The following is a 15,327-nucleotide window of genomic DNA, read 5'->3' on the forward strand; positions in this document are numbered from 1 at the left end:
CCTATAAGTTCTCGTAAAACCCAATCTCTCTTACACTCAGTAAGGCAGTGGTAACTTATCCATGCTTAATTGTCGTTATTTTATAAAAAAGCAAAAAACAAGCCAAACGCTCTATTAGTAGTAGTCAGCTAAACATATTACTATGCTTACACATCTACCCTATCAAGCACATAGTCTTTGTGCGAGCTTCAGGGAAAGTTAATCTTGGAGTTGGCTTCCTGCTTAGATGCTTTCAGCAGTTATCACATCCGTGTGTAGCTACCCAGCGATGCTCTTGGCAGAACAACTGGTGCACCAGTGACACGTCCATCCCGGTCCTCTCGTACTAGGGACAGCTCTCCTCAACTTTCCTACGCCCACGGCAGATAGGGACCGAACTGTCTCACGACGTTCTGAACCCAGCTCGCGTACCGCTTTAAATGGCGAACAGCCATACCCTTGGGACCTGCTCCAGCCCCAGGATGCGATGAGCCGACATCGAGGTGCCAAACCTCCCCGTCGATGTGAGCTCTTGGGGGAGATCAGCCTGTTATCCCCGGGGTACCTTTTATCCTTTGAGCGATGGCCCTTCCACACAGAACCACCGGATCACTATGACCGACTTTCGTCTCTGCTTGACTTGTATGTCTCACAGTCAGGCTGGCTTGTGCCATTACACTCAACTTGCGATTTCCAACCGCAATGAGCCAACCTTTGCAAGCCTCCGTTACTTTTTAGGAGGCGACCGCCCCAGTCAAACTACCCACCAAGCATTGTCCTGCCTGTGGATAACACAGGCCAGTTAGCTAACAGAAACATCAAGGGTGGTATCTCAAGGATGGCTCCATAAGAGCCAAAGCCCTTACTTCAAAGCCTCCCACCTATCCTGCGCATGATATTCCCATTAGCAGTGCTAAGCTGTAGTAAAGGTCCACGGGGTCTTTCCGTCTTGCCGCGGGTAGGAGGAATTTTCACCTCCACTACAATTTCACTGAATCTCTGGTTGAGACAGCTCCCATCTCGTTACGCCATTCATGCAGGTCGGTATTTAACCGACAAGGAATTTCGCTACCTTAGGACCGTTATAGTTACGGCCGCCGTTTACTCGGGCTTCAATTCAACGCTTCATCTTGCGACTGACGCATCCTCTTAACCTTCGAGCACCGGGCAGGCGTCACACCTTATACTTCCTCTTACGAGTTGGCAAAGTGCTGTGTTTTTGGTAAACAGTCGGGAGGGACTCTTTGCTGAGACCACATTGCTGTGGCACACCTTATCGCGAACTTACGGTGCTAGTTTGCAGAGTTCCTTAACCAGAGTTCTTTCACGCGCCTTAGAATACTCATCTCATCTACCTGTGTCGGTTTGCGGTACGGACGACCATGGATATGCTTAGAGGCTTTTCTTGGCACGACGGTATCAGCGATTCTCTCTTTGTTCTAAAAGAACTCAAAGAGCCTGTCAAGTTTCGAATACAGAGGTGGATTTGCCTTCCCTCCAATCTACGCCTTTCGACTAGCACTTCCATCAGCTAGCTCGCTTAACCCTATGCGTCCCCCCATCACGCTCCATAGTCGGTATGGGAATATTAACCCATTTGCCATCGCCTACCCCTTTCGGACTCGGCTTAGGACCCGACTAACCCTACGATGACGACCATCGCGTAGGAAACCTTAGATTTACGGCGGATACAATTCTCATATATCTTATCGTTACTCATTCCTGCATGCTCACTTCTATACGCTCCAGCACTCCTTACCGGTATACCTTCAACACTGTATAGAACGCTCTTCTACCACTGTGCATCAGCACAATCTACAAATTCGGTGTCTATCTTAGCCCCGTTATATTTTCAGCGCATGACCACTAGACCAGTGAGCTGTTACGCTTTCTTTAAAGGATGGCTGCTTCTAAGCCAACCTCCTGGTTGTTTGAGTAGCCACACATCTTTTTCCACTCAGAATAGAACTTAGGGACCTTATTTGGTAGTCTGGGTTGTTCCCCTTTTGACGATTGATTTTATCACCCACCGCCTGACTCCCAAGATACGATAAAAGGTATTCGAAGTTTGATAGGGTTTGGTACCGCGGCGAGCAGCCCTAGCCCAATCAGTGCTCTACCCCCTTTTATTATCACTTGAGGCTATACCTAAATATATTTCGAAGAGAACCAGCTATCACTAAGTTTGTTTGGCCTTTCACCCCTATCCACAGCTCATCCCAACCCGTTTCAATGGGTACGAGTTCAGTCCTCCACGCGCTATTACACGCGTTTCAACTTGGCCATGGATAGATCACTTAGCTTCGGGTCTGCAGCATCTGACTAAATCGCCCTATTCAGACTCGCTTTCGCTACGGCTTCGCATACGCTTAACCTTGCCAGATACCACAACTCGCAGGATCATTATGCAAAAGGCAGTCCATCACCCTGATAAATCATAGGGCTCTGAATGATTGTAAGCAGATGGTTTCAGGTTCTATTTCACTCCGCTCACTGCGGTTCTTTTCACCTTTCCCTCACGGTACTTGTTCGCTATCGCTCAAAGAGTAGTATTTAGGGTTGGAGAGTGGTCTCCCCGGCTTCAACCAAGATTTCACGTGTCTCGGCCTACTCTGGATACTGCTACCTAAGAACACCTTGTCGCATACAAGGCTATCACTTTCTATGGCTTACCTTTCCAGGTAACTCTGCTAAAGTGTTCTAGTGGATATTGCAGTCCTCAACCCCGAATGCAAGCACTCGGTTTGCCCTCTTCCCCTTTCGCTCGCCACTACTTAGGGAATCTCGTTGATTTCTTTTCCTCTAGTTACTGAGATGTTTCACTTCACTAGGTTCGCTCTCTATATTAGAGTAACTAATATCTCTATTAGTTGGGTTGCCCCATTCGGACATCTACGCATCAATGCTCCTTGACAGCTCCGCATAGCTTATCGCAGTCTAGTACGTCCTTCATCGCCTCTCTTTGGCAAGGCATCCGCCATCTGCTCTTAAAAGCTTGTTTTAAATTCTAAAATATCCTTTAAAACCCGCCTTTTTATATAATGAATAACGACAATTGCATGAATATTCTTCAACACTACCACTGCCTTACTGAATATAAGACAGAGTAATTGTAGTTTTACTTTACTTTTACATAGGCTATTAACAATATTAAATCAAATAACTTCGTTTTAGTGATAACTTGCTAAAATGTTTTGATTAAAAATACCCATAAACTCTCAAACCTTAAACCCAAATCTAAAAAGTTTGACTTTAATCAAATCTCTTTATATTTTTGCTTTTTAAAGTCTGTTAGCTCTTGGTTAAATTTAATAACTTTTAAGCTTGTCGTTAAAAACGAAATGTAATTATAGACACGCAATGCTTAAAGTTTGCTTAAATATAAAAAGATTTGGGGAAAGATTGAAAAATAAGTTCAATAGAAGGGTTATTAGGCTGTTGTGAGTGCCTTGAATAGGTGGTTAAGGGGTATTAGGAGAGTAAAAGATTGAATTTGAAAGAAGTTGCGGTGATATTAGAGAATAGATAGAGAAAAAAGGGGGGGTTAATTTGTGGGGTTGGAGAGTTCTGCTTGGTATTGGAGTGTTTTGTTAGTAAGGAGTAGAGCAAAAGATTAAAAAAATTGGTTTTTCATTTAGACTTGATTTATGCAACTCTCTATGTTCGCCAAGTAAAATGCTTGGCGAATGCCAAGATGAATATAAAATAATCAAATGTTTTAAGATATAATAATCTCTGTTTCAAATATCTCTAAAGTAAAGGAAAAGGCATGTCATTTAAGCTTAAATGTGTGTGTGTGTGTGTTGCTCGCATTATGTGCGTGCGGTAGTGATAGTTCTAAAACTAAAGATTATTGGGTCAAACACGAACAAGAAACCCAAGAAAAATTAAAAGAGTGTGAAAACACTTACGCCCAAGCTCTCTTAGGCTCTAAACAACCAAGCAATGATTATATTGCTATGTGCCAAAAAATAGATGAGGCTAATCGTGAAATAAAAGCCATTAAAGCCAAACAAGAGAGAATCAAACAGCTTGCCCCCACAGCAGAATGTCTCATAAATGTGTCTAACAATTTCAAAAAAGAAGGTCTTAAAGCCTTAGAAAAAGACTATGCATGTTTAAATACAGCAAAAAGCTTTTTATCTAATAATTGGAATAATCCAAGGGCTACTGATGAGCAAATCTCTAGTTTTAAAAAAGATGACAATAAACGCACTGAAATTTTAGGGGTGTGTTTCAATAAAATGGCAGAAAGCTTGAAAAAAGAAGGCGATTTTAGCGCTCTTAAAACCGAAGAAACTATGGAATGTAAAAGCGCTTACCAATCGCAATATTTAATCAAACAAGCATTACAAGAAAAAATAGCTAAAGAAAAAGCCCAAGCAAAGGCTTTGCAAAAGAAAAAAGAAAATGAAAAGCTTATGGCTAGTTGCTTTATAACTTTGGTCAAACATATTGCCAAAAGTAAAAACATAAGCAACGCCTTAGCTAAAGAAGATAAAAGAAGTGCATGTGAAAATGGGGCATCTACCTACAATAGAACGCATGAAATTTCAAAATTCTATCGTTACAATGTGAGTATGGCTGGCACTTATATGAACAAACAATATGCCCCCGGATTTGATGGCATTAACAAGCAAGGTCTAGAAAAGGCTATTAGTTGTTTTAAAAAGATAGGCGAGAGCATTAAGAATACGGGCAATTACCCCACAATGGGCGAAAAAGAAGCGAGTATGTGTGCAGGAGCGATTACAGCCTTAAAAGGTCCTGGACAATACTTTGGCGGAATGTGGTAGATAACAAGAAAGAATAAGGATATTCTATGCGCTACATTATGGCTTTCTTTGTCCCTTGGCTAGTGTTTTTTACTATAAAAAGATTTATTAGTGGCGTTTGCCTATTTTTACAAATCACTCTTATTAGTTGGATACCCGCAATAACCATGGGCAATTATTGCCACGAATGGCTACCATAGAAAAATCCAAAAATTAAAAAATGAGTTTTAAAAGGGTTATTAATGGATATTGAAAATCATTTGGATAAAAATCAAAAAACACGCACTTATACTTACAAAGTGTTTGAGGCTCAAAGTTTTTCACCGCTTATAGAGGCTTTTGGCGGAGTTTTGGCTATGATAATCAAGGTATTTTTTACAGGATTATGGCTCTATTTTGGACTCAAAGCACTCTTTTTTGAAGGGTTTTTTAGTGGTGTGGTTATTTTAGGCATCATTGCCTACCTTGTGTTTAAATTTATCAAAGACTACAAAGAGCTTGTTATTTTCAAACAAGCTTGTGCAAAGCTAGATGGCATGGCTAAAATTGAAAATGGCATTTTTGTCTATCCCGGAATGGGTCCTATTGCTTTCCCCCAACACCATATAGAAATCAATATGAATGAACTAGAAGAAGTGGCTGACACCACTTATTCTAAGGCTGAAGTTCAAGAAGTTCAATCTAGAAGTCGCCCTAGTTTCTTCTCTATGCTTAACCCTTACGCCGACACAACAAGCCGTGTTTTAAGCTCGCAAGCTGTAGTGTATCAAGAAGTTTATTCCATATTGTGTGCCGGAACTTTTGGGCAAATCACTTTAGAATTTAAAAGCACAGAAGATAAAGCGGCGATTAAAAGCTTGTTAAGAGCTTACGCTAAAGAAAATGGGCTAGACATTCATTTTGCGTAAAATTTTACGCAAAATGGATACATAATGCCATTGATTATAAAAACCTAAGAAACTGCAAGCCAACCCCTAAGCTCACCTATTGTCATTTCTTAATGTTTTCAAGATGAGCGTTTAGTTTTTCTGCTAATTCTTTATGCTTGTTGAAATAGTCTAAAATAAACTCGCACAATTTTTGTGCCATTGCTTCTTTATTTGAAATACTTGCTATAAAATCCCCATCTAGGCTATTCTCAGCAAATTGAGTTTCTACAAACTTCCCTTCTTTAAAATCAATATGGCAAGTATCCGCATAGTAGCTTCTTAAGGTGCTACTCATACTTTTATCTTCCCTACAAGATTTTTCAAATTCCGCTTCAATCTGCTCTTTATCAACAGGTTTTAGTGCTTCATGTTTTCTAAATCCTACGAATGCTTGATACATAAAGTCCTTTAAAAACCCAAAATCAAATGTATAACATTGCTTTCTTATTTCATATTTAACACTACTAAAACCCTTAGGAGCTATTCTTAGTAAAAATTCCGATGAACCACTTTTATGTTCAACACGCTTTTGCATTCTATTTTCATCGCTCATGTTACGATTAACATTAACTTCCCATTCTTTATCCCAGCTCTCTCTTTCAATTTTCTCTTTTAAAAGCTCTTCAACTTCTTTGAAAAAATCCATAGCTGCTTCAACTCTAAAATTATCAAAACTCCCAGCTACTTCTTTAGCCATTTTGTAATTGACTTCCATTATTTTGTGTAATTCGCTATTCATGTTTTGCTCCTTATGATAAAGTTTGTCTAATAATTTGTCGTATTGCTTGAAAATCACGCTAAAGTCATTCAAATCGCCCACTTCTTTGGCTTTTGATTTGAGTGCGCTTACTTCTTTCAAGCACTCTTTTATCCATTCTTTTATCTCTTTTTCATAGCAAAGGTTTTTAAAAAGTATGCCTTGCTCTAAATTTTCTAATTTAAGAATGTTTTCATTATTGCCCTTATAAAATAGCTTTGTCCTATTCTCATTTAATGCAAAATCGCCTAAGCTGTATTCGCTAGGCAAACGCTCTTTGTCTTTAGCCAAATACAAAACACAAATATCTTGTGCATCCTTAACTTGATAGTCCTTAACTACGCCTAGAATATAATCAGAAATTTGATTATCACAATCGCCTGCGTATATCTTATTTTCTAAAATAATATGTTTAAACCCATCGCTTAAAAACAAATCCATTCGCCTACTACCATTTGTAGCAACTTCTTTTTCAACAATTTTAGTATCCGCACTATCAAAGCCAAAACCCTCTAAATGACACACCTTTAAAAACGCTTTTAAAAACAAGTCTTTTTGATAGTGTGCTCCCCTAGGGTCTAAGAATGAATGTAAGATTTTAGAATGCCTTACTTCATCGCTCTCACTCATCAGCACGCTAAACACATTATAATCATGCAAACCCCTGGCTCTTTTTATTTCAAGCTCTTTTAAAGCGAGTTTTATTTCATTAAAAAAAGTTCTATAATCACTCATTTTCTACTCCTTAAATTATTCCTTATGGCTTTTATCATAACTCCCCCCACAATACCATGTAAAGCTTGTAATCCCACTCAAAGTGTTGCACAACTCCTTTTTTGCTTGTGGGTCTAGCAAGTTTTGACTCTCTAGCACCTTAAAAGCTTGTTCGTTTAGCATTCTTAAATTGCGGTTGATATTGACTAATGGCGTAACTAACGCACCCGCCCCTGCTTCATAACAAGTATGCCCATCAACCCAATAAGCAAACGACCTGCTAAGACCTTTCACTTCTTCAGCGATTTTTTCTTGCTGTTTGACTAAATTTTGCGTTGCTTGTGTCATAGTTTCTAACGCTGTAGCCATTCTTTCTAAAATTTCTTTATTCTCACTCATTTTTTGACTCCCTTTTTAACTCACACGCCTTTAAATTTTCTGTAATTTTCAATTAAAGGTTTAATATCATCTTTAAAAAGAGCGATATAATCATCACTTAGCCCTATAGTGCCTGTAGGGTGTGGGAAAGCTACAACTTCGCATTTTTCAAAACTTTGAAACCCTACCCTAAAAGACTTGCCTTCAAAAGGCTTAGTGATATAATTTGGCTCATTTTTAGCCTTACCTAGAAAATTTTCAGCATAAGGTTTAATCCTTTCATCATTTAAAGCTTCTAGCATATTGATTCCAAAAAAGAATAACAATTTAGGCTCTAGGACTTCTATATATTGTAAAAAATTATCTTTATGCTCTATCAGTTCATCATCAAAATTTTTTGATTTAGTATCCACCCAATTGATATTGATAAGGCTCTTTTCAAACGCCCCCATCTTCTCTTCTTCACTCTCTAAGGCACAATCCCATAGACTAAACCATTTAGTAATGCGTTTTTGAAATCTAAAGGGGATAGTAGGAAAATAATACGATTGCTCTTCTTCGCTAACCTTTTTGATAAACTCCGCATTCACATTATCTGGCTCTTCATCTACACCTACTCCATAATTTAACCCACAAATCACTAATCCATGCTTTTTATTAAACTCATTGACATTCATGCCAAAAACTAAATTAAGACCTTGCATACTTGCTCCTTTTTATTAACTTTATTAACCCCACATGCATATAGGAAACGCCTAAAATATGGGGTTGAAAAAATTAAATGCGAAATTTGAAAAATTGAGTGGCTAGGTAAGAGCCTAGATGAAGAGTAATAAGAAATTTTAATCTTACAAGAGAGAGAGAGAGAGAGAAGACAAATTTTTAAGAATGAATTTCATTGTCAGCAATCCCTAATTTTTGATATACCCAAAATTATAATCAAAAAATTTTAACAGATACACAATGAATTTTTAGGTCATTTGATACTCAAAAGGCGTTTTTCTTTAAAATCTTGATACTCTTTGAGAGCGTAATTTACAAAAGGTTTAATCGCAATCCCCCCACGAGAGACAAAATCCCCATACACTTCCAAATACTTTGGCTCTAGCAATTCTACCAAGTCAAGCAAAATCGTATTGATACAACTCTCATGAAAACTTCCATGATTTCTATAACTGAATAAATAGAGTTTTAAAGACTTGCTCTCTACCATTTTATCCTTAGGAATGTAGCGGATATATATCGTGCCAAAATCTGGTTGTGCAGTGATAGGACAAAGGCTTGTAAATTCCTTGCATTCTAAAGTAATCAAAGGTTCTAAATTAGGGTTTGGGTTAGGAAACGCCTCCAACAAATCCTTGTTGTATTCAAAAATATAGGGCGTTTTAGTGCCTAAGGATTTGAGATTGAGTTCATTATGGGGGTTCATTAATATTCCTTGATTTAAGTTATAATAAGGTTATTTTAACCCATTTTTTAGGAAACTTATGAATAAACGCATAGAAACCATTATGGCTCTACTAGATGAAAAAAAGGCTTTTGATATTACGCATATTGATTTGTCTAAAACCCCCTATCTAGTAGAAGATGTCATTATCGCAACCGCCTTGGCTAGTAAGCATGCCCTTTCTTTACTAGATACCCTTAAAAATACCCTTAAACCCTTAGGCGAAGTCTTTTATCAAGTAGATGAGTCTAGCGAAGAGTGGATTATCATTGATTTGGGGGATTTAATGGTTCATCTTTTTACAGAAGATTGCCGTAAAAAATTTGATTTAGAAGGGTTTTTGAATACCTACAAAAGCGAGCAAGCTCATCAAAACGCCTAAAAAACTTATCGCCATACTAGGAGCTAGTGGGAGCGGAAAGACCGCCCTTTCTATTGAGCTGGCTCAAAAATTAGACGCTGAAATCTTTTCTTTGGATTCTTTGAGTATTTATAAAGATATTAATATTGCGTCCGCCAAACCAAGCCTAGAAGAGCGAAAGAATATCAAGCATTACGCCCTAGATTATCTCAATATTGATGAAAAGAATAACGCCCAAATTTTTAAAACGCTTTTAGAAGATGCTATTAGAGTATGCCCTAAAAAGATTTTACTCATTGTTGGGGGAAGTAGTTTTTATCTCAAATCCATTTTAGAAGGCTTAAGTGAGATACCAAAGCCTAGCAAAGAGCAAATTTTAAAAATAGAGCAAGAAATCAACGCCCTAACTAACCCTTATGAGTTTTTAAAATCCATTGACCCTAACACAGCTTTTAAAATCCACTATAACGACGCTTATCGCATTCATAAGGCTTTAGAAATCTTTTATCTCACGCATACGCCCCCAAGTGAGTATTTTAAAAAAAATCCTAAAAAACCCTTTGAGCATGCCATATCTTTATTTGCTCTTAGCATTAATAAAGACACACTCCAAAATAACATCAAAAAACGCACTAAAAACATGCTTAATCTTGGTCTTATTGAAGAAATCAAAGCCCTTTATACAAAATACCCCAAAGATTCACAGCCTTTTAAAGCCATAGGCGTTAAAGAGAGCATTCTTTATTTAGAAAAACGCCTAACCCTTGGTGAGCTAGAAGAAGCCATTTTTTCTAACACGATGAAATTAGCCAAACGACAAACCACTTTCAATAAAACACAATTTCAAAATCTCTGTATGGGGGGTATTGAAGAAATTAAACGAGCGATTTTAAAGACAAGCCATTTTTAACATCAAGAACAATTTATTTGTTTATCAAAAACAAATAATATTAAAAACTCCAATGTTGTGGCATCCGCTTGAATTTATGTTCAATTTTTGTTATATTTTGGTTTGGCAACATCAAATACTAAGGATTTGGCAATGAAAATATACTCTTCTAAGGCAATTGCCAATGAGTTTATCAGCTTGGCTAAATACGAAAACAAACAACTCACTCAAATGCATATCCACAAACTTATTTACTTTGCACATGCTATCTCTCTTGTTTTACATAAGCAGGCGTTAGTTCAAGAAGAATTTAGGGCGTGGCCATTTGGGCCAGTCCTAGTGGATCTCTACAGAGAATTTAAAGATTTTGGGAAAAATCCAATTGATAGGTATGCAAAAGGTAGCAAAGGAATGGTTGAGCCTAGCGATAGTGAAACACTAGAAATTATCAAAAAAGTATGGGAAGAATTCAAGGAGTACGAAGGATGGCAACTATCACAATTCACTCATGTCAACAACTCTCCTTGGAAAAATAACTTTGAAGAAGGGCAATCTAATACCATTCCTAATGAAGAAATTTATGAGTTCTACAAAGATAAGGTCAGTATAGATGAATAGCATGTTCAAAAACGCTCAGAATCAAAACATTGCAAAACAAGATGAATATAATGCCTTTGGAGAAACTTCCAGATATGATGATATAGACAATAAAAAACGCTTGCAAGAACTTGAAAAAATTAATCAAGAGATGAAATGGAACGAGGAAATAAATAAACAACGAAAATATTGGACTAAATTCATCTTTGGAGTAATTTTTACCTACATCATAGTCATTATCCTAATCTTTTGTGCAATTGGGTTTGGATGGTTAAAATATAACGACTCCAGCGTTGTGAATATCTTTCTTGGAACTACGAGCGTGCATGTTATTGGCTTGGCTTATATTGTTGCAAAATGGCTATTCCCGCATTTAAAAGATTCCAAACCTTATGATGCGCAATAATTCAACCAATATCAAAGCATCAGAAGCACAAGTTAATAACACTAAAATTTAGGAAACAATAGATGAATGCACAAGCCTTGTTCCAAAGTTTTTATAGCATTCAAAGGTTATGTCATGCAAAATAAAATTATCCCTATTTTTATGAGTTTTGACAAAAATTATGTGATGGGGGCAAGCGTAAGTATTTACTCTTTGCTAACCCATGCGAGTAGGCACACTAGCACCATAGATTTTAGCCTTTTAACCCCCCCCCCCATTTTAAACACCACCGAACATTCTAAAATTTTTTATAAAATCCATTGTTTGATTAAAGGAGTGGGTTTAGAGCAACAAAACAAGCTCTTAAAAACCATTGAGCCTTTTAAAGAATTTGCTTCATTAGACTTTATAGATATTAATTCATTAGATAGCTCTATAGAAAGCTATCTCAATAAGTCTTGCTCTGAGCGTTATGGCGGGCTTATTATCTTATGCAGACTTTTGCTCGCTTCCATATTCCCCCACTATTCTAAAATCATCGCTGTAGATGTAGACACCGTATTTCTAGGCGATATTGCAAGCGCTTATTTTGCTTTAGATAATGACCCCACTAAATTACTTGGCATGGTTAAGGACACTTTTTCTCATCTTTCTTTTGAATCTTTCTGTCGTTTTATTGAACGCACTTGCAAGAAATTTGAAATTGATTTCTCACATTTTAGTAAAAACGAATTAGAACGCATTCATCAGGGCTTCAACATGGGGTTTTTTGTGGCGCATTTAGACTTATGGCGTAAGGTAGGGTTTGAGAAAATTGCTTTAGAGTTTCTAAAAACTAGGGGGAAAGACCTTTTTTATCCGGAGCAATGCTTGATCAATATGGTGTTTTTTGAACGCATTTTAGAGTTGCCCTTAAACTACAATTGCTATTCTGACTTTTTCAACCAACACTACCACAAAAACATTGTCATGCTTCATTTCATCAAATACAAGCCTTGGAACTCTATAAGTTCTTTAAATAGGCGTTTGATTTGTTATGAAGCACAAGCGTGCTTTTGGCTCACAAACCTTTTTAAGACCCCTTTTAAAAACGATTTTTTAAAAGAACGCCTTGAGATGACTAAAGATAGAGAAATGCAATCTTTTAAAACTCATATAAGGTCTCAAACGATTAAGGCTTACCTTTGCTTTAGAATAAAGACTTTCTTAAGGTCTTTTTTGGAAACTAGGTATTAAAATACACTTTTTAGAAATTTTTCTTATGCTTAATTAAAACTCTAAAATAAGGACATTTACCATTTACAGATAAATCCTTACCATCATTTCCTTTCCTAAAACCAATAATCTCAAACTGCTCAGGGTTGAACTTGTGCAAAAAAGTTATAGGGACTCCCATAGAGCCCTCATAGTCCAAAGGTATATCTATAGTTTTATTCACATTAATTCCATCAAAATTATCATATAAATCATACTTATTTTTATGATATTTCTTTGTGAGCAATAATATCTCATATCTTTTTGTATAATCTAAATTTGTGAGCCATAAACAATTATTAGGAGAGATTAAACGATTGCCTAAGCCATCAATTTTAGTTTCTGTGCCATAAAGTTCATAATGTTTTGGAACAATAAAACTTGAAATTCCCCTACCAAGATGCACACCTAACCATGCTTTATTATTTTTAATTAGGGTAAAAATATTTTTGTAGGTAATTGCGTTGATATTTCCAATAATTAAAAATTTCTTGTTATATTCGGTTAATTGTGCTACAAACTCTCTAAAAAGTGAAAAAGGTGGATTAGTTACTACAATATCTGCCTCTTTTAGTAATTGAACGCTCTCTTCACTACGAAAATCGCCATCTCCTTCAAAAAATTTCAATCCATTAATGGTTGTTTGCCAGTCCTTTTTTCCTTCATACTCGCAATAAAATCCCTTTGAGATTTTATTGCTATTACTAGATATTTCTGGTTCCATATAACAAGCAGAAATTAATTTTTTAAGCCCTAGTTCTTGAAAATAAGCAAAAAAATATTTGAAAAAATTACTTACCCTTGCATCATCGCAATTACAAAAAACAACCTTATCTTTAAAATGTTGTTTATAATGTTGCAACTCATTTTCTATGTCTGCCAATTGCGTATAAAATTCATCGCTTTTCAGTCGTTTAGCTTTTTGTAATGCTTGATTAGTTGCTTTTCGCATTATTTTTACCAATAATTTGATTAAAAAGTGAGCTACCTAAAACCTTAAGAGAGGTTCTAGCTACTTCAAGCATGATTTCAAACATTTTATTTAAATCCCATCTTTGTCCGTCTCCTTGCGTGTAAATTGAGGTGGCTTGCAACATGATAGTTCTATCCCTATATTGAATAAACTTATTTTTACATAAATTTTGATTGATAGGCATTCCATAATTAGCTGCCGTTAATTTATCTAATCTATTGAGAACCCCAGAGTTATATTCAAGAGTTACCACCCTCCCATCAGGTCTTTTTACTGATATGGTTTGAGTTAAAAAATTAGAACCTTCTAAGAACAAGATGTAAGGAAAATGCAATTCTTTGAGCATAAAATTAGCCATCTCCGCAATATTTTTATACGCTCTTTCTATAGCATTCCCAGCCTGCATTAAATCTTGATTGCTATACTTACCCACCAATATTCCTTTTTGAATATTTTCTATATCTTTTCCTTGATGTTTGGCTTCTGTTATTAGTATCACTCTCCAATTTCCATCATCATCTTTAACCTCAATGATACCTCCATCAGGTTTTATCTTAGAACTTTGAATAAACAAAGTCTTTCCAAGTTCATCATCAAGCCCCTGCAATACAGAATTGATTTCTTCTTTGGTTATACTTGCTCTGTGCCTAAACGATAAATTCTTAAATTCATTTTCAAGTTTTTGCATAACAAGTTTAGAGATGCTACTCACACCCATATCATGCAATCTAGCCTCATCAGTAAATATGTTCGTAACGCCCTGAGATTCTTTATGCTGCTTGCTTAATCTTTGAGATTGATTTTTCTTAGCCATTTTCCTACCTTAAAACCTTAACTTCTTCTTCTAAATGAATGCCCCATTCTTGTAATACTCTAGTCTTGGCTAGTTCTATCAATTCTAGTGCTTCTTCAAATTCTGCATTACCCAAATTCACTAAAAAATTCGCATGCTCTTTGGCAAAGCCCACTCTTTTAAGACAATAGCCCTTTAAGCCCACGCTTTCTAAGAGTCTTCCTGCATAATCATTAGGCGGATTTTTAAAACAGCTCCCAAAATTAGGCAATTTAGGATGGCTTTTTCGCATGCTTTTACACGCTTTAAAAACTTCTTCTCTAAAGTTAGGCACTTTTTTAAATCTCGCTCTTAAAACAATGCCATTAAACGCACTGCTACGATAACTTAAGCCTAAATTCTTATTCTCTAGCCATTCATTATTGATATAAGCACTTTCTAAAATATTTTTAATTTCAAATTCTTTCATGCCGGCATTCATTTTGATTAACGCCCCTAAAGTGCCGGGTAATTGCCCTAAAAACTCCAAACCCCCCAAATTGTTCGCCCTAAAATAACCAAAAATTTTAGCCGCATTTGTCGCCCCCCCTACTTCAATAGTTCCGCCCCTTTCGCAAATATAATCATAATTTTTACCAAGCAAAGCGAGATTTTTAACTCTAGGTGCGACTAAAAGATTGTTCGCTAGACCTATAATTTGATATTCTTTAGAGATTTCATCATCATTTTCTAAAACACTCACTTTTAAGGGTGTGCCAATTTTCACGCTACTATAGCGAGAAAAATCAATGATTTTTTCTAGCATTTCTAGCCTATGATTTTAGGAATGAGCTTGATTAAGGTTTTTGTGTAATCTAAAAGCATGTTAGTCATCCAAGGCATGGTTAAAATGATGACGCCAATCACGGCTAGAATCTTAGGCACAAAGGATAAAGTCATTTCATTGATTTGAGTGGTCGCTTGAAAAATACTCACTAATAGCCCCACCACTAAGCCCACTAATAACACCGGTAAAGAAATCATTAAAGTGATTTTATAAGTTTCAATGGCGAGTTTCATCAGTTGTTGTTCCATTTATACTCCTTTAATTGCCTTT

The 15,327-nt window shown here is 36.5% G+C and carries 16 protein-coding genes and 1 rRNA gene; 8 read left to right on the forward strand and 9 right to left on the reverse strand.

All coding sequences use genetic code 11. From position 1 onward, the window contains the following. Nucleotides 1-93: 93 nt before the first annotated feature. Nucleotides 94-2,980 (reverse strand): 23S ribosomal RNA (locus tag HCD_RS00625). Nucleotides 2,981-3,779: 799 nt separating this feature from the next. On the opposite strand from HCD_RS00625, the gene HCD_RS00630 reads away from it, so the two are divergent. Genes HCD_RS00630 through HCD_RS00640 form a run of 3 tightly spaced genes read left to right on the forward strand, consistent with a single transcriptional unit; the run spans nt 3,780 to nt 5,662 of the window. After that, nucleotides 3,780-4,775: a hypothetical protein gene (locus tag HCD_RS00630; protein WP_144005828.1), complete on the forward strand. Its 996-nt coding sequence runs from the start codon at nt 3,780-3,782 to the stop codon at nt 4,773-4,775. Nucleotides 4,776-4,813: 38 nt separating this feature from the next. Continuing rightward, the gene (locus tag HCD_RS08695) at nt 4,814-4,954 is read left to right on the forward strand and encodes a hypothetical protein (protein WP_227624874.1); all 141 of its coding nucleotides are present in this window, start codon (nt 4,814-4,816) and stop codon (nt 4,952-4,954) included. A 42-nt stretch (nt 4,955-4,996) separates the two neighbouring features. Then, nucleotides 4,997-5,662 carry a hypothetical protein gene (locus tag HCD_RS00640; RefSeq protein ID WP_014658686.1) on the forward strand — a complete coding sequence of 222 codons (666 nt, stop codon included), beginning with the start codon at nt 4,997-4,999 and terminating at the stop codon, nt 5,660-5,662. Between the two features lie 82 nt (nt 5,663-5,744). Here HCD_RS00640 and HCD_RS00645 read toward each other — a convergent pair whose 3' ends face one another. From HCD_RS00645 to queF, 4 genes are all read right to left on the reverse strand, one after another. Beyond that, entirely contained in the window at nt 5,745-7,175 is a 1,431-nt protein-coding gene (locus HCD_RS00645) for a PD-(D/E)XK nuclease family protein (protein WP_014658687.1), read from the reverse strand. 15 nt (nt 7,176-7,190) lie between these two features. Continuing rightward, a complete protein-coding gene (locus HCD_RS00650) occupies nt 7,191-7,553 on the reverse strand; it encodes a hypothetical protein (protein WP_014658688.1) in 363 nt (120 codons plus the stop codon). A gap of 20 nt (nt 7,554-7,573) precedes the next feature. Then, a complete protein-coding gene (locus HCD_RS00655) occupies nt 7,574-8,236 on the reverse strand; it encodes a hypothetical protein (RefSeq protein WP_014658689.1) in 663 nt (220 codons plus the stop codon). Between the two features lie 272 nt (nt 8,237-8,508). Then, complete coding sequence (gene queF / locus HCD_RS00660; RefSeq protein WP_014658690.1) at nt 8,509-8,961, reverse strand: preQ(1) synthase; 453 nt, start codon at nt 8,959-8,961, stop codon at nt 8,509-8,511. Between the two features lie 58 nt (nt 8,962-9,019). Between queF and rsfS the strand changes: the two genes are divergently transcribed. From rsfS to HCD_RS00685, 5 genes are all read left to right on the forward strand, one after another. Next, nucleotides 9,020-9,361, forward strand: coding sequence for a ribosome silencing factor (rsfS, locus tag HCD_RS00665; protein WP_014658691.1), 342 nt, complete (start codon nt 9,020-9,022; stop codon nt 9,359-9,361). 13 nt (nt 9,362-9,374) lie between these two features. After that, nucleotides 9,375-10,250 carry a tRNA (adenosine(37)-N6)-dimethylallyltransferase MiaA gene (miaA, locus tag HCD_RS00670; RefSeq protein WP_081482770.1) on the forward strand — a complete coding sequence of 292 codons (876 nt, stop codon included), beginning with the start codon at nt 9,375-9,377 and terminating at the stop codon, nt 10,248-10,250. A 132-nt stretch (nt 10,251-10,382) separates the two neighbouring features. After that, nucleotides 10,383-10,847 (forward strand): Panacea domain-containing protein, encoded by a 465-nt coding sequence (locus HCD_RS08700; RefSeq protein WP_014658693.1) that lies wholly within the window; start codon nt 10,383-10,385, stop codon nt 10,845-10,847. Next, complete coding sequence (locus tag HCD_RS00680; RefSeq protein ID WP_014658694.1) at nt 10,840-11,232, forward strand: hypothetical protein; 393 nt, start codon at nt 10,840-10,842, stop codon at nt 11,230-11,232. Before HCD_RS08700 ends, HCD_RS00680 begins: the two co-directional genes overlap by 8 nt. Nucleotides 11,233-11,346: 114 nt before the next feature. Continuing rightward, complete coding sequence (locus HCD_RS00685) at nt 11,347-12,447, forward strand: glycosyltransferase family 8 protein (RefSeq protein ID WP_041594803.1); 1,101 nt, start codon at nt 11,347-11,349, stop codon at nt 12,445-12,447. Between the two features lie 10 nt (nt 12,448-12,457). On the opposite strand, the gene HCD_RS00690 is transcribed toward HCD_RS00685, so the two are convergent. The 4 genes from HCD_RS00690 to fliQ are packed head-to-tail and all read right to left on the reverse strand — an operon-like array spanning nt 12,458 to nt 15,305. Continuing rightward, nucleotides 12,458-13,420, reverse strand: a complete 963-nt coding sequence (locus HCD_RS00690; RefSeq protein WP_041594858.1) for an adenine-specific methyltransferase EcoRI family protein — start codon at nt 13,418-13,420, stop codon at nt 12,458-12,460. After that, nucleotides 13,401-14,252 carry an EcoRI family type II restriction endonuclease gene (locus HCD_RS00695; protein ID WP_014658697.1) on the reverse strand — a complete coding sequence of 284 codons (852 nt, stop codon included), beginning with the start codon at nt 14,250-14,252 and terminating at the stop codon, nt 13,401-13,403. The genes HCD_RS00690 and HCD_RS00695 overlap by 20 nt, the downstream gene beginning before the upstream one ends. A 4-nt stretch (nt 14,253-14,256) precedes the next feature. After that, the gene (locus HCD_RS00700) at nt 14,257-15,036 is read right to left on the reverse strand and encodes a UDP-N-acetylmuramate dehydrogenase (protein ID WP_014658698.1); all 780 of its coding nucleotides are present in this window, start codon (nt 15,034-15,036) and stop codon (nt 14,257-14,259) included. 2 nt (nt 15,037-15,038) lie between these two features. Further along, the gene (gene fliQ, locus HCD_RS00705; RefSeq protein ID WP_014658699.1) at nt 15,039-15,305 is read right to left on the reverse strand and encodes a flagellar biosynthesis protein FliQ; all 267 of its coding nucleotides are present in this window, start codon (nt 15,303-15,305) and stop codon (nt 15,039-15,041) included. Nucleotides 15,306-15,327 lie beyond the last annotated feature (22 nt).

The sequence above is a fragment of the Helicobacter cetorum MIT 99-5656 genome (assembly GCF_000259275.1).
Taxonomy (GTDB): domain Bacteria; phylum Campylobacterota; class Campylobacteria; order Campylobacterales; family Helicobacteraceae; genus Helicobacter; species Helicobacter cetorum.

Bases quoted from the DNA above. Each gene is read 5' to 3' on its own strand.
- HCD_RS00640 (WP_014658686.1), top strand. From the start codon at position 4,997: ATGGATATTGAAAATCATTTGGATAAAAATCAAAAAACACGCACTTAT.
- HCD_RS00680 (WP_014658694.1), top strand. From the start codon at position 10,840: ATGAATAGCATGTTCAAAAACGCTCAGAATCAAAACATTGCAAAACAA.
- HCD_RS08700 (WP_014658693.1), top strand. From the start codon at position 10,383: ATGAAAATATACTCTTCTAAGGCAATTGCCAATGAGTTTATCAGCTTG.
- HCD_RS00650 (WP_014658688.1), bottom strand. From the start codon at position 7,553: ATGAGTGAGAATAAAGAAATTTTAGAAAGAATGGCTACAGCGTTAGAA.
- HCD_RS00645 (WP_014658687.1), bottom strand. From the start codon at position 7,175: ATGAGTGATTATAGAACTTTTTTTAATGAAATAAAACTCGCTTTAAAA.
- HCD_RS00685 (WP_041594803.1), top strand. From the start codon at position 11,347: ATGCAAAATAAAATTATCCCTATTTTTATGAGTTTTGACAAAAATTAT.
- HCD_RS00700 (WP_014658698.1), bottom strand. From the start codon at position 15,036: ATGCTAGAAAAAATCATTGATTTTTCTCGCTATAGTAGCGTGAAAATT.
- rsfS (WP_014658691.1), top strand. From the start codon at position 9,020: ATGAATAAACGCATAGAAACCATTATGGCTCTACTAGATGAAAAAAAG.
- HCD_RS08695 (WP_227624874.1), top strand. From the start codon at position 4,814: ATGGCTTTCTTTGTCCCTTGGCTAGTGTTTTTTACTATAAAAAGATTT.
- HCD_RS00695 (WP_014658697.1), bottom strand. From the start codon at position 14,252: ATGGCTAAGAAAAATCAATCTCAAAGATTAAGCAAGCAGCATAAAGAA.
- HCD_RS00655 (WP_014658689.1), bottom strand. From the start codon at position 8,236: ATGCAAGGTCTTAATTTAGTTTTTGGCATGAATGTCAATGAGTTTAAT.
- fliQ (WP_014658699.1), bottom strand. From the start codon at position 15,305: ATGGAACAACAACTGATGAAACTCGCCATTGAAACTTATAAAATCACT.
- queF (WP_014658690.1), bottom strand. From the start codon at position 8,961: ATGAACCCCCATAATGAACTCAATCTCAAATCCTTAGGCACTAAAACG.